Origin of the sequence: Streptomyces sp. NPDC048392 (genome assembly GCF_043200575.1) — a bacterium.
Classification (GTDB): domain Bacteria; phylum Actinomycetota; class Actinomycetes; order Streptomycetales; family Streptomycetaceae; genus Streptomyces.
This window is the reverse complement of sequence record NZ_JBICYB010000010.1, coordinates 18,692-32,719: the sequence shown is the minus strand read 5'-3', so window position 1 is coordinate 32,719 and position 14,028 is coordinate 18,692. Positions and strand designations below refer to the sequence as shown.

Genomic DNA, 14,028 nt, shown 5'->3' with positions numbered 1-14,028 from the left:
ATGCCCCCGACCGTGGCAGCGGGATCGGTCACCGGCCGCATCCACTCCTGGGACCTGTCCACCGGCGTGGACGGTCCCGGGACCCGCTTCGTCCTCTTCGCCAGCGGCTGCCCCCTGCGCTGCCTCTACTGCGCCAACCCCGACACCTGGCAGATGCGAGACGGCCGGGAGGCCACCGTCGACGAGGTGATGGCGGAGATCGACAAGTACCGGGACTTCCTCGTCACGGCCGGCGGGGGAGTGACCCTCACCGGCGGCGAACCCCTGCTCCAGCCGGCCTTCACCGCGGCGGTCCTGCGCCGCTGCAAGGAGGCCGGCCTGCACACCGCCCTCGACACCTCCGGCTTCCTCGGCGCCCGCGCCACGGACACGCTCCTGGCCGACACCGACCTGGTGCTGCTGGACATCAAGTCGTTCGACGTCCCGACGTACCGGAAGCTGACGGGCGGCGCCCTCGCCCCCACCCTGAACTTCGCCACCCGGCTCGACGGGCTGGGCAAGCGCGTGTGGATCAGGTACGTCCTGGTGCCCGGCTGGACCGACGACGAGGAGGCCGTCGACGGACTCGCCGGATTCCTCTCCGGCCTCGCCTGCGTGGAGCGGGTCGACATCCTGCCGTTCCACGAGCTCGGCGCCGCCAAGTACGACGCTCTGGGCATCCCCTTTCCCCTGCGTGACGCCCCGGTCCCCGATCGGGCGCTGGTGGACCGGGTGCGTGGCCAGTTCCGCGAGCGCGGCCTCATGGCCCACTGACGCAGGCGAAATCGGGGCCGACCGGCCCTGGACCTCGGCCATCCTGGGAAGAAAGGATTCCGACACAGACCGAGGCATTGCGAGGAGCAATCGATGGCGCACAGCGAGCAGGGCGACAGCACGGGAAGCCCGATCAAGGTCTTCCTCCTGGACGACCACGAAGTGGTACGACGCGGGGTGCACGACCTGCTGGACGACGAACCGGACATCACCGTGGTCGGAGAAGCCGCGACGGTGGAACAGGCGCTGGTCCGGGTTCCCGCCCTGCGCCCCGACGTGGCCGTCCTCGACGTGCGCCTGCCCGACGGAGACGGCGTGACCGTCTGCCGCGAGCTGCGGTCGCAGATGCCGGACCTGGCCTGCCTGATGCTGACCTCCTTCGACGACGAGGAGGCGCTGCTGGATTCGATCATGGCGGGGGCGGCCGGATACGTCCTCAAGCAGATCCAGGGCTCGGACCTGGTCTCCGCCGTGCGCACGGTGGCCCGCGGCCAGTCGCTGCTGGACGCCAGCGCCACGACCAAGCTGATGGCACGGCTGCGGGGCGGCGGGCAGCAGCCGGCCGAGGAGCCGGAGATGCTGCCGGGTCTCACCGACCGGGAACGCGAGATCCTCGAACTGATCGGCGAAGGGCTCACCAACCGGCAGATCGGCCAGCGGCTCTACCTGGCCGAGAAGACGGTCAAGAACCACATCTCCCGCCTGCTCGCCAAGCTCGGCGTGGAACGCCGTATCCAGGCCGCCGTCATCGCCACCCAGGCACGCGACCGGATGCGCGGCGAAGGCCAGTAACGGGCCGAGTCCCTCGCTCGGCCCCGCACCCGGTCCCGTGGGGGCCGAAGGTCCCCACGGCCCGCCCCCGCCCGGCCCATACCCGCACGGACTCCCGGGCGGCAGGCTGAGAGCGGTCCCGGAACACCGCCGGGCATCGCCGCACCAAGGGGAGGACGGAAGACATGACCGTGCGAGTGGGTATCAACGGCTTCGGCCGGGTCGGCCGGAACTACCTGCGTTGCGTCCTGGAACGCACCGGCGCCGCGGCAGCGCCGCTGGAGGTGGTGGCGGTCAACGACGTCACCTCCCCGGCGGCGCTCGCGCACCTGCTGACGTACGACTCGACGTACGGCCGGCTGAACCGCCCCGTCGAGCACGACGAGACCTCGCTGACCGTGGACGGACACCGCATCGCGGTGACCGCCGAGCGCGACCCGGCCGCGCTGGACTGGGGCGGCCTCGGCGTGGACGTGGTGATCGAGTCCACCGGCCGCTTCCGCACCCGCGACCAGGCCGGCCTGCACCTGGCGGCCGGCGCGCGCAAGGTACTCCTGTCCGTGCCCGGCAAGGACGTCGACGCCACGATCGTCATGGGCGTCAACGAGGGCACGTACGACCCGGAGAACCACCACGTGATCTCCAACGCCTCGTGCACCACCAACTGCGTGGCTCCCATGGTCAAGGTCCTCGACGAGCACTTCGGCGTCGTCAAGGGACTGATGACCACGATCCACGGCTACACCAACGACCAGGTGGTCCTGGACGGCCCCCACACGGACCTGCGCCGGGGCCGCTCTGCGGCGGTCAACATCATCCCCACCACCACCGGCGCCGCCCGCGCCGTCGGCCTGGTCCTGCCCGAGCTGGCGGGCACGCTGGACGGCAGCGCCGTGCGCGTTCCGGTCGAGGACGGCTCGCTGACCGACCTGACCGTGGTACTCGAGCGGGCGGTGAGCGCGGAGGAGATCAACGCCGCCTACCGCGAGGCCGCCGAGGGGCCGCTGAAGGACGTCCTGCGGGTGTCCGACGCCCCGATCGTCTCCCGCGACGTGGTCGGCGACCCCGCATCCTGCGTCCTGGACGCCCCCCTCACTCAGACCCAAGGCGACCTGGTCAAGGTCTTCGGCTGGTACGACAACGAATGGGGCTACACGAACCGCCTGCTCGACCTCACCTCGTACGTCGCGGCCCGACTGCCCCGGAGCTGACGGTTCCGGCCAGCCGGCCCTGCGGCTGCGCTGATCCCTTATCGTCTCCCTGTTCGAGCCGCTACCGTGGCAGGTGCACGGTAAGGCTGCCGACATGCGGTGAGGCGTTGGAGGAGCAGCGGTGGAGAACGCCGACGAGGCCCACGAGGCACGGGTACGGCTGCCCCAGCTGCGGCTGGACGAGCTGCTGGAGGAACTGCAGGCCCGGCTGGACGCGGCACGCGGCACCCGGGACCGGGTCCACAGCCTCCTGGAGGCCGTGCTGTCGGTCGGCCGCGAGCTCGACCTGGAGCAGGCGCTGCGCAGCATCGTCGAGGCCGCGGCGGCCCTGGTCGACGCGGAGTACGCGGCGCTGGGGGTGATCGGTCCGGACGGCAAGCGGCTGTCGGCCTTCCACACGGTGGGCGTCGACGCGGAGCAGATCGCGCGCATCGGCCCCTACCCGGAGGGCCACGGCATCCTGGGCGAGCTGATCCGCCACCCCGAGCCGCTGCGTCTGACCAAGCTCTCCGACCACCCCGCTTCCTACGGGTTCCCGGCCCACCACCCGCCGATGAACACCTTCCTCGGCGTACCGATCCGGGTGCGTGACCACATCTTCGGCAACCTGTATTTGACGGAGAAGCGCGGCGGGCAGCAGTTCGACGAGGACGACGAGTCGGTGCTGGCGACGCTGGCCGTGGCGGCCGGCGTCGCGATCGACAACGCCCGTCTCTACGAGGAGTCCCGGCTGCGCGAGCGCTGGCTCCAGGTGAACGCCGAGATCACTCACACCCTGATGTCCGGCGCGGACCAGGGCGGTGTGCTGGCGCTGATCGCGGAGCGTGCCCGGGAGATCACCGCTTCCGCCCTGAGCGTGGTGGCCATGTCGGTGAGCGGAACCGACAACCTCGCCGTCGAACTCGCCATCGGCCAGGAGGCCGACGCATGGCGCGGGATCGTACTGCCCACGGAGGGCACGCTCATCGGGCAGGCGTTCGTCCGGCGGGCACCGGTCAGCAGCCCGGACGTCTCGTGCGACTCCCGGGTCTCCGCCGGTCCGCCACGCTTCGCAGGGCTCGGACCGGCCGTCGCCGTGCCGATCGGCACGGGCGACGAGGCTCGCGGTGTGGTGCTGCTGGTCCGGCAGTCCGGCGGCCGGGAGTTCTCCGAGAAGGAGACCGAGCCGCTCCAGGTCTTCGCCGCCCAGGCCGCCGTCGCGATGGAACTGGCGGAACGACGCGCGGACGCCGAACAGATCACCCTGCTGGAGGACCGCGACCGGATCGCCCGTGACCTCCACGACCTGGCCATCCAACGGCTCTTCGCCACCGGCATGACCCTGCAGAGCGCCGGTCGCCGCGTCCAGGACGCCATGGCCTCCGAGCGGATCCTGCGGGCCGTGGACGACCTCGACGAAACCATCAAGATCATCAGGTCGACGATCTTCGGCCTCCGCTTCCGCGACGACGACGCGGCGCCCGGCCTGCGCTCCCGCGCGGTGCGCGCGATCGGCGAGGCCGCCCCGCTCCTCGGCTTCGCTCCCAGCGTCCGCATGGAGGGCCTGCTCGACACGCACGTGCCGACCCAGACCGCCGACCACGTCATGGCCGTCCTCACAGAATCCCTGACCAACGTCGCCCGGCACGCCGGCGCCGACCGCACCGACGTCGTGCTGGAGACGGACGGCAAGCAGGTCCGCCTGACGGTCACGGACAACGGCGTCGGCATCCCGGACGGAGGCCGCCGCAGCGGTCTGACCAACATGGCCGAGCGAGCGCGGAAGCTCGGCGGCGACCTGGAGCTGGAAAGCCCCGGCGGCAAGGGGACGCGGCTGGTGTGGCACGCGCCGCTGGCGCAGTCCCCGGACACGGCGCAGCCCGGCCGGTCCGCCCGGTGACACAGGGTGCCGGCGGCGAGCGGCACCTTGAGGGCTCCTGCCGAACAGGGACGGCCGCACTGGGACCATCGGCATACGGCGCGCGGGTCCCTCGGCCCATGACGGCGGACCGCGACCGCGGTCCAATTGAGGTGCCGAGGCGGACGACCGGGCCCGGCCCGGCCGGCCGGCCCGGCCCGCCGGCCCGGCTCGGGTGGGCGGAGCAGCCGCTGCGGACGCACCATCAACGTCACACGACTCGCGCCCCAGGATCTTCCGGCTTCCATGGGACGCGTCGTCCTGGACACTGCCCGTGCTCCGCACGACAGCCGGGCCCCGTGGCTGTCGCTGACGGCCGAGGAGGCGCGGCGCTTGGCCGGTCTGCTGCTCTTCCAGGCCGCCGCCGTGGAGCCCGCCCCTGACGGGCCGGCCGGACGCGTCGACGTGACGCCTGTCGCCGGCGACGCCTTCGAAGTGCGGGTACGGGGACACGTCCTGACCGTTGACCAGCCATGGACCGCCGGTGGCAGGGACACGGCACCCACGCCCGTGGAACTCTTCATCGCGTCCGTGGCCTCCTGCACCGCGCACTGCGCGGGCCGGTACCTGGACCGGCATGGCCTCAGCCGGGACGGCCTGACCGTCCGGGCGGACTTCCGCATGGCCGACGACCGTCCCGCACGGGTCGCCTCCCTGTCGATGACCGTCCACGCCCCGTCCCTGCCCGCCGAGCGGCTGACCGCGCTGCGAGCGGTGGTCTCGCACTGCACGGTGAGCAACACACTGGCCGGCGCTCCCGACATGCGGGTGCACGTCCGATGCGAGCCGGACAGTGCGGAGACACCACAGGCCGTGGAACTCGGGCACGTCGACGCGGGGTGACACGCGCGGCAGACGGGCACGGAGTGCTCACGCTGACCGACTTCGGCAGAGCACCGCCCGGTCGCGTCGTCGACGGGACCGGGCGGCACGCGTGGTCACACGTTGGCTTCCACTACCTCCTCGACCGGGCGGCGCGGTGACGCGGGACCCTCGTACCCGAGCCGGATCACCATTTGCGTGTACACGCGAGGACCGTCGGCCGGCAGACCGTCGAGGGCCCGGCGCAGATCGGGCCACTCCATGGCCTGGTGAAGAAGCGACGCGCGCACCCCGCGTCGGGTGGCCAGCAGAAGCACGTGTTCCAGGGCCTGGCCGGCCCGCAGCCAGTCCGTCCGCCGGTCGTGTGCCGTGGACAGCAGCGCGAGCGTAGGACGCGTCTCGAAGGCGCGGGCGGGCAGCACCTCCGGGTGCCGGTGGGCCCCGAAGTCCCGCATCGGCATGCGCTCCAGGGCGTCCTGCGGGCCGAGAACCGCTGCCGGGAGCCCCAGCCACGGGGAGTGCGGGCCACTGACCAGCCGACGGCTCTCCGCCGCGCGGTCGGTGTCGGCCCGGTTGCGCCACTCCGCCTCCCTCGTGGCGCGCAACACCCGCTCGGTGTCGTTGCGCCCCGGGAAACGCAGGGTCGCACCCTCCAGATGGGCTGCCTCGGCCAGCTCGGCGAGCAGGTCCGACGGCAGCGGTCGCCCGGAGAAGGGGAAACGACTGCTGTGCCGGCGCCACACCGCCTCGTACAAGCCGGTCGACGGCGCACCACGCACCGCTTCGGCGAGCCGGACCGTGGCGAGCAGAGCGGGACGGTCCGGGCACGGGACCAGCCGGGTCACCGGCTCCCAGCCGAAGTGGGCGGCGGCGACACGCAGGTTGAGGACCGCGCAGCCCACGGACAAATGCACGGCGCGGCCCACCGGGTCGGTGTGGCGCAGCGCCCGGTCAGCGGCGGCGTCGATCCGTACCGTGCGGGTGTCGGTATCGAGCCGGAAGCGCCAGGGCTGGGTGTTGTGCAGGGACGGCGCGGCCACGGCTGCCGCGATCAACCGCTCCACGGCCGGAGCGTCGAGGGCCGTCGAGCTCATCGGGACTCCTTCCCGCCCACGTCCGAGGGCGGCTGGGCTGGTGGGTGAACCCTTCCCAGCCTTTGCCCCCCGCCGGCCCGCGCGTAAGGGGCCATCCGGTCACCGCCCGGCACCGTTCGGCCTTGTCTTCCCGTGGTGGCCGAAGGTCCCTGTGGATTGGGGCTGTTGGGGCCCTGGGGTGTGGACCTTCGGCGTCGGGTGCGGGGTGGTGGGGTCCGGGAGAGTGAGTGGTGTCAGGCACCAGCCGGATCTTCTCTGAAGGAGTCACTGCCATGGCCGTGCACCAGTCCACGCACCGTAGTTCGGGTTTCCGTCTGCCGTCGTTCCGCCGTAACGGCGTCGTTCCCGCGCCCAGGGCGGCGGGGTCGGTGGAGGCCGGCGCGTTTACCGCTCGGGCCTGTGTGTTCGCGTCGGCCAGGGTGCTGATGGGGTTCGTGTTCCTGTGGGCGTTCCTGGACAAGACGTTCGGGTTCGGTTACGCCACCGCGTCCGGGAAGGGCTGGGTCGACGGTGGTTCGCCCACGGAGGGCTTCCTGGGGCATGTGGCGGTCGGTCCGATGGAGTCGACGTTCCACGCGTGGGCGGGGGCGGCGTGGGCGGACTGGCTGTTCATGCTGGGTCTGCTGGGGATCGGGCTGGCCCTGACCGCGGGGGTGGCGCTGCGTCTGGCGGCCTTCGCGGGGACGGTGATGATGGCGTTGATGTGGGTGGCGGAGTGGCCGCCGGCCAAGCACCTGTCCGACGGGTCGGCGAGCATGTCGACGAACCCGTTCGCCGACTACCACCTGGTGTACGCCGTGGTGCTGATCGCGCTGGCCGCGGTCTCGGCCGGGAACGTCTTCGGGCTGGGCCGACTGTGGGCGCGGCTCCCCATCGTCCGCGACCACGCGTGGCTGTGCTGAACACGACTGGTGGGGCGGGACCACCCAAGGACCCCCCGCTTGCCGGCAGGGACCGTCGGCCGCACTCCGGGACCACAGGCCCCTGCCCCCCGGCACCGCCCGAAGAGACGCTGAGAACAGACCAATGACACAGGAGGTGGCCGGCATGGCCCGCACGATCACCGTAGGACTCGACGGCTCGTCCGAGAGCCGGGCAGCCGCAGAGTGGGCGGCCCGCGAAGCCGCGCTGCGCCAGGTGCCGGTACGGCTGCTTCACGTGTGGCAGCCGGTACCGGAGCCCATGGCCCAGGCCCCGCTCCTCGGCGCCGAAACACACCAGCACTGGTCCGAGCGCATCCCCCGGGAAGCCGCCGAAGGGCTGAGGCTGCGACACCCCGGCGTCGAGGTGACCACCGAGCAGCGGGCCGGGGCCCCGGCGGAGGTGCTGCTCGAAGCCGCTCGCGACGCGGAACTGCTGGTGCTGGGCTCGCGTGCCCTGAGCGGCCTCACGGGTTTCCTGATCGGGTCCGTCGGCCAGTCCGTGGTCGCCCGTGCCGAGGTGCCAGTTGTTCTCGTCCGGGCCGGCGAACAGGCCGCCGACGAACACGTCAAGGACCCCACCGGCATACCGTCCGCCGCCACCGGCTTCCGGCCCGTGGTCCTGGGCCTGGACACCGACAGCCCCGACGAGACGGTCATCACCTTCGCGTTCGAGGAAGCCCGGCGCCAAGAGGCCACGCTGACCGTCGTCACGGGCTGGAACCTGCCGCCCTACTACGTCTACAGCCTGGCCGCCGGCGTCGACCCCCGCGAGGACATCATCCGCGAGCAGGCCGCCGCCCTCACCGAAGCGCTCCGGCCGTGGCGGGAGAAGTACCCGGACGTCGAGGTGACCGAACAGTCCAGGCTCGGCAGCCCCGCCAACCACCTGGTGGACGCGGCCCACGAGGCGTCCCTCGTCGTCGTCGGCCGCCGCATCCGCCGCAGCCCGTTCGGCATGCACATCGGCGCCGTGGCCCACGCGGTCATGCACCACGCCACCACCCCCGTCGCTGTCGTCGCGCACGACTGACGCGGCCCACCGAAGGCAAGCACAGAAGGAGCAGGACCATGAAGGCAGCGGTCGTCCGGGAGTTCGGCAAGCCCCTGGTCATCGAGGACAGGCCCGATCCGGAGCCCGGTCCGGGGCAGGTGCTCGTAGCCGTCGAGGCATCCGGCCTGTGCCACACCGACATCCACGCCGCGCACGGCGACTGGCCGGTCAAGCCCACCCCGCCGTTCGTCCCCGGGCACGAGGGCGTCGGCCTGGTCGAGAAGCTGGGCGCCGGCGTTACCCACCTCGCCGTCGGACAACGCGTCGCCGTGCCCTGGCTCGGCAAGGCGTGCGGACGGTGCGAGCACTGCCGGTCCGGCTGGGAGACCCTGTGCGAGGACCAGGTCAACACCGGGTACGGCTGCGACGGCGGGTACGCCGAGAAGATGCTGGCCTGGGCCGACTTCGCCCAGCCGGTGCCCGAGGGCGTCAGCGCCCTCGACGCCGCCCCGCTCACCTGCGCGGGCGTCACCACCTACAAGGCGCTGAAGGTCGCGGACGTCCGGCCCGCCCAGCTTGTCGCCATCTCGGGCGTGGGCGGACTCGGGCACCTCGCGGTGCAGTACGCGAAGATCGCCGGGGCCCGGGTCGCCGCGATCGATGTCACCGACGACAAGCTGCAACTGGCCCGGGAGCTGGGTGCGGACATCGTCATCGACGCCCGCACCCAGGACGTCGGCGCCGAGCTGAAACGACACGGCGGTGCGCACGCCGCCCTCGCCCTCGCGGTGAACCCGGCCGCTTTCCAGGCCGTCAACTCCGGTCTGCGGCGCGGCGGGAAACTCGTCATGGTGGCCCTGCCCGCGCACGGCACCCTCCAGGTCTCGATCTTCGACACGGTCCTCAACGGCACCTCGGTCATCGGCTCCATCGTCGGCACCCGGCAGGATCTCGCCGAGGTCTTCCAGCTCCACGCCGAGGGCCGCACGAAGGTCATCCGGGAGACCCGTCCGCTCGCCGCCGTGAACGACTGCATCGACGAGGTCCTCGGCGGCCAGGTCAAGGCCCGGATCGTGTTCGATCTCAACGCGGGAGGCTGAGAACGATGTTCCTGCCCATGGTCGTCGGAGTCGACGGCTCCGAGTCGAGCCTGCGGGCCGTCGACTGGGCGGCCGACGAGGCCGCCCTGCACGGAGTACCCCTGCGGATCGTCCACGCCTACCGCTGGGACCGCTACGAGGGGGCTTCCCTCGCCCGCGAACTCGGCAAGCCGTCCGGTCACGTCACCTCCGACGACATCCTCGTCGTCGCCACCCGCCGAGCCCGTCGTCACCACCCGGACCTCGCCGTCACCACCGCGGCGGTGGCCGAAGAACCGGAGTACGTCCTCCTGCGCGAAGCGCGCAACGCCTCCGCCGTGATCGTGGGCACCCGCGGGCGCGGCGAACTCGCCGACCTCCTGCTCGGCTCCGTCAGCCTGGCCGTGGCCACGACGGCGGACTGTCCGGTCATCGTGATCCGCGGAAACCACGACAACCGGGCCGCCGGCGGCCGGCGCGGCCGCGTAGTCGTCGGCGTGGCCGACGCACCCACCGCGGCGGTGCGCTTCGCCTACGAGGAGGCCCGGCGGCGCGGCGCCGCCCTGGACGCGGTACGGGCATGGCGATGCCCCACCCATGAAACGGTCGACCACCCGCTGCTCGCGGGCACGCCCGAGCGGGTGCACGAGGAACGGGCGGCCAAGGAACTGGAGGCCGCGCTCGCCGACGCCCCGGCGGACGTACGCCTGCGCCGCCACACGGCCGAGGGACCCGCCCGCCGAGTGCTGCTGACCGCCTCGCACGAGGCGGACCTGCTGGTCCTCGGCCGACGGCGTCCAGGGCAGTTCGGGCACCGCCTCGGCCGGGTCGCCCACACATTCCTGCACCACTCCGCCTGTCCGGTCGCGGTCGTACCCGACACGGCGTGATCGCCCGGAGGTGCCGCCCGGGACGACCGGCGGGAGACCGGGGACCGACCGGCCCTGCGGGCATCCCCGCTCGGCCCCTGGGCGCGACCGACATCGTGACAGACGCTCGACAGGCCAAGGACCCGAGCGGCTCGAAGGAGAACCGCCATGAAGGACGACACGCCACACCGCCCCGCAGTCCACGCGCTGCTCACGGACGGCACCACCGTCCGTATCCGCCCCGTCGAGCCCAGGGACCACGACCAATTGGAGGGACTCTACGCGGAGATGTCACCGGACAACCGCCGCCTGCGCTTCTTCTCAGTCGGCTCCCGCTCCGCCGGCCTGGCCGCGGACACCGTGTGCGCGCCGGCCCGGCGCGGACACCGGGCCCTGCTCGCCGAACGCGCCGGACAGGTCCTCGGCCTCGTCGAGTACCACGCCGCCGCCGACGCGCCGCACACCGCCGAACTCGCCGTCGCGGTCGCCGACGGCCTGCACCACCGGGGCGTAGGAACCCTGCTCGTCGAGCACCTCGTCTCGGCCGCCCGGACCGACGGCATCACCGCCTACACCGCCGACGCCCTCAGCGACAACCACGAGGTACTGCGGCTCTTCGCCGACCTCGGCCTCACCGTGACCCGGCACTTCGACGGCCCCGAGGTGCACTGCGACATCGACCTGCACGTCGACGAGACCTACCTCACGGCCTCGGAGGCCCGGGGACGGACCGCCGACGTGGCCAGCCTGGAGCCGCTGCTGCAGCCGCGCTCCATCGCCGTCGTCGGGGCCGGCCGCCGTCCCGGCTCGGTGGGACGCGCCCTGCTGCACCACCTTCACGAGGACGGCTTCACCGGCCGCCTGTTCGCGGTCAATCCCGCCACCACCGCCATCCTCGGCGTACCGTCCTACCCCTGCGTCGGCGCCCTTCCCGTCGTCCCTGACCTGGTCGTCGTGGCGAGCCCGGCCGGGACCGTGCCGGCCGTCGCCAAGGAGTGCGGCAAGGCGGGCGTACGCGCCCTCGTCGTGGTCTCCGCCGGACTGGACACGGAGCAGGCCGAGGCCCTGCTCACCGCCTGCCGGACTCGCGGGATGCGCCTGGTCGGCCCCAACTGCCTCGGCGTGGCCAACACCGCTCCCGGGTACCGCTTCGACGCCACCTTCGCCGCCGCACACCCCCGCGCCGGGACCGCGGGGGTCGCCGTACAGTCCGGCGGCATCGGCATCGCCCTGCTGGAGGGACTGTCCCGGCTGGGCATTGGCGTCTCCACGTTCGCCTCGCTCGGCGACAAGTACGACGTCAGCGGCAATGACCTGCTCCAGTGGTGGGAGAGCGACGGCCACACCGACCTCGCCCTGCTCCACCTGGAGTCCTTCGGCAACCCGCGGGCCTTCTCCCGCACCGCCCGGCGGCTCACCCGGCGCATGCCGGTACTGACCGTCGACGCCGGACGCACCGACGCCGGCCGCCGCGCCGCCGCCTCGCACACCGCCGCCGCGGCCACTGGCACGATGACCCGCCAGGCCCTGTTCACCCAGGCCGGCGTCACCGCGACCCGCTCCGTCGGCGAGCTGCTGGAGGCGGCGGCCCTGCTGCACGCACAGCCCCTGCCGGCCGGCCCCCGCGTCGCCGTGCTCACCAACGCCGGCGGTGCGGGAGTCCTGGCCGCCGACGCCTGCGCCGAAGCCGGCCTGACCCTCAACCCGCCCAGCCCCGAACTGGCCGACGACCTGCTCGCCGCGCTGCCCGCCGGAGCGAGCGCCGGCAACCCCGTGGACGCCACCGCCGCCGTGACCGAGGACGCGTTGCACACCTGCGTCGAGCGGCTCGAGGGTCATCCGTCCGTCGACGCGGTCCTGGTGGCCCTCGTCCCCACCGCGGTCGCCGCCGCGACGGGCGACGACCTGGTCCGGGCCGCCACCCGAGGACCCGGCCGCCGGGCCAAGCCCGTCATCGTCGTACGCCTGGAACAGGACCTGCCGGTCACCCTGCTGCCCGTCACCGATGGCGAGGCGATCCCCTCGTACGCCGAACCGCGGGCGGCGGCACGGGCGTTGGCCCACGCCGCCCGTCGGGCCGCCTGGCTCGCCCGGCCCGTCGTCACCGTGCCGGACCCGGACGACATCGACACCTCCCGCGCGCATGCTCTGGCGGACGACTTCCTCGCCCGCCAGCCGGACGGAGGCTGGCTGGACCCGTGTGCCTGCGCCGAACTCCTCTCCTGCTACGGTATCCCTCAGCTGCCCTGGGCCTGGGCCGAGACCGAGGACGACGCCGTACGCGCCGCCGAGCGCCTGCGCGGCACCGACGGCCGAGTGGTCCTCAAGGCACACTGGCCCGGACTCGTGCACAAGAGCCTCCAGCATGCCGTCTACCTCGACCTGCGTGACGAGGCCCAGGTACGCGCCGCCTTCCAGGACCTGCGGACCCGCTTCGAAGGGCTCATGACCGGAGTCGTCGTCCAGCCGCTCGCATCCCGCGGCACCGAGCTGTTCGCCGGCGTCGTCCAGGACGGCGTCTTCGGCCCGCTCGTCGTCTTCGGCCTGGGGGGCACGGCGACAGAGGTGCTCGCCGACCACGCCGCCCGTCTCGCCCCGCTCACCGGTCAGGACGTTCACGACCTGATCACCGCCCCGCGTTGCGCCCCCTTGCTCTTCGGCACGCAAGGCGGCGGCCCCGTCGACCTGGAGGGACTGGAGCAGGTACTCCACCGGCTGTCCAAGATGGCCGTGGACCTGCCGCAGCTCGCCGAAGCCGATTTCAACCCGGTCCTCGCCACACCCGGCGGGATCACCGTTCTCGACGCGCGGATACGCCTGCTGCCCCGTCGGCCGCAGGACCCCTATCTGCGCCGACTGCGCTGAGGAGGAACAGGCATGAGGAACCAGAAGGTCGGCTCCGTGATGACCACCCAGGTGATCCGCGCCGAGTGCGGCACCCCCTTCAAGGCCGTCGCGGGGCTGCTCTCGGAACACCGCGTCAGCGGACTGCCCGTGGTGGACGACGACCAGCACGTCATCGGCGTCGTCTCCGAGACGGACCTGATGCTCCATCAGGCCGCGACGCCGCTCGCCTACGAACCACCCCCGCGGTTCCGCCTCGCACGGCTGACACCGCGCGCCCGCCGGCAGGCGGCCAAGGCCAGGGCGCGCACGGCCGGCCGTCTGATGACCGCGCCCGCCGTCAGCGTGCACGCCGAGGACACCGTCGTGGAGGCCGCCCGCACCATGGTCGAGCACCGGGTGAACCGGCTCCCGGTACTCGACGAGGACGACCGCCTGGTCGGCATCGTCACCCGGCACGACCTGCTGCAGACCTTCCTGCGACCCGACGCGGAGATCCGCGAGGAAGTGATCCGCGAGGTGCTGCAACGCGGACTGTGGCTGGTCAACGGCAGCGTCGACGTCACCGTCACGGAGGGAGTCGTCACGCTGGAAGGGCAGCTGGAGCGGAAGAGCGAAACCGAGATAGCGGTGGCCATGACCCGCAGGACCGACGGAGTCGTCGACGTCGTGGACAGGCTCACCCACCGCTTCGACGACTCCGAGTTCCGGGACGACACGCGCGTGCCGGGCGGCGTCGCGGACGACTGGCTGCGGCGCCTGTGAGAGGAGACG

The 14,028-nt window shown here is 72.6% G+C and carries 12 protein-coding genes; 11 read left to right on the top strand and 1 reads right to left on the bottom strand.

Annotation, left to right across the window (positions count from 1 at the left end):
- From pflA to ACGFYH_RS16230, 5 genes are all read left to right on the top strand, one after another.
- The gene (gene pflA / locus ACGFYH_RS16250) at nucleotides 1–753 is read left to right on the top strand and encodes a pyruvate formate-lyase-activating protein (RefSeq protein WP_393803897.1); all 753 of its coding nucleotides are present in this window, start codon (nucleotides 1–3) and stop codon (nucleotides 751–753) included.
- A gap of 93 nt (nucleotides 754–846) precedes the next feature.
- Nucleotides 847–1,545, top strand: a complete 699-nt coding sequence (locus ACGFYH_RS16245) for a response regulator (RefSeq protein ID WP_393803780.1) — start codon at nucleotides 847–849, stop codon at nucleotides 1,543–1,545.
- A gap of 164 nt (nucleotides 1,546–1,709) precedes the next feature.
- The gene (gene gap / locus ACGFYH_RS16240) at nucleotides 1,710–2,735 is read left to right on the top strand and encodes a type I glyceraldehyde-3-phosphate dehydrogenase (protein WP_393803779.1); all 1,026 of its coding nucleotides are present in this window, start codon (nucleotides 1,710–1,712) and stop codon (nucleotides 2,733–2,735) included.
- A 121-nt stretch (nucleotides 2,736–2,856) separates the two neighbouring features.
- Complete coding sequence (locus ACGFYH_RS16235; RefSeq protein WP_393803778.1) at nucleotides 2,857–4,614, top strand: GAF domain-containing protein; 1,758 nt, start codon at nucleotides 2,857–2,859, stop codon at nucleotides 4,612–4,614.
- A 264-nt stretch (nucleotides 4,615–4,878) separates the two neighbouring features.
- The gene (locus ACGFYH_RS16230) at nucleotides 4,879–5,475 is read left to right on the top strand and encodes an OsmC family protein (protein ID WP_393803777.1); all 597 of its coding nucleotides are present in this window, start codon (nucleotides 4,879–4,881) and stop codon (nucleotides 5,473–5,475) included.
- A gap of 95 nt (nucleotides 5,476–5,570) precedes the next feature.
- Here ACGFYH_RS16230 and ACGFYH_RS16225 read toward each other — a convergent pair whose 3' ends face one another.
- The gene (locus ACGFYH_RS16225) at nucleotides 5,571–6,548 is read right to left on the bottom strand and encodes an Acg family FMN-binding oxidoreductase (RefSeq protein ID WP_393803776.1); all 978 of its coding nucleotides are present in this window, start codon (nucleotides 6,546–6,548) and stop codon (nucleotides 5,571–5,573) included.
- 272 nt (nucleotides 6,549–6,820) lie between these two features.
- Here ACGFYH_RS16225 and ACGFYH_RS16220 point away from each other — a divergent pair, with 272 nt between their 5' ends.
- The 6 genes from ACGFYH_RS16220 (at nucleotide 6,821) to ACGFYH_RS16195 (ending at nucleotide 14,019) form a co-directional block, all read left to right on the top strand.
- Complete coding sequence (locus ACGFYH_RS16220) at nucleotides 6,821–7,450, top strand: hypothetical protein (protein ID WP_393803775.1); 630 nt, start codon at nucleotides 6,821–6,823, stop codon at nucleotides 7,448–7,450.
- Nucleotides 7,451–7,595: 145 nt separating this feature from the next.
- Entirely contained in the window at nucleotides 7,596–8,501 is a 906-nt protein-coding gene (locus tag ACGFYH_RS16215; protein WP_393803774.1) for a universal stress protein, read from the top strand.
- A 38-nt stretch (nucleotides 8,502–8,539) separates the two neighbouring features.
- Nucleotides 8,540–9,562 (top strand): alcohol dehydrogenase AdhP, encoded by a 1,023-nt coding sequence (adhP, locus tag ACGFYH_RS16210; RefSeq protein ID WP_393803773.1) that lies wholly within the window; start codon nucleotides 8,540–8,542, stop codon nucleotides 9,560–9,562.
- Nucleotides 9,563–9,567: 5 nt separating this feature from the next.
- Nucleotides 9,568–10,431 carry a universal stress protein gene (locus ACGFYH_RS16205; RefSeq protein WP_393803772.1) on the top strand — a complete coding sequence of 288 codons (864 nt, stop codon included), beginning with the start codon at nucleotides 9,568–9,570 and terminating at the stop codon, nucleotides 10,429–10,431.
- 147 nt (nucleotides 10,432–10,578) lie between these two features.
- A complete protein-coding gene (locus ACGFYH_RS16200) occupies nucleotides 10,579–13,275 on the top strand; it encodes a GNAT family N-acetyltransferase (protein WP_393803771.1) in 2,697 nt (898 codons plus the stop codon).
- Between the two features lie 12 nt (nucleotides 13,276–13,287).
- Nucleotides 13,288–14,019 (top strand): CBS domain-containing protein, encoded by a 732-nt coding sequence (locus ACGFYH_RS16195; protein ID WP_393803770.1) that lies wholly within the window; start codon nucleotides 13,288–13,290, stop codon nucleotides 14,017–14,019.
- The last annotated feature ends 9 nt before the right edge of the window (nucleotides 14,020–14,028 follow it).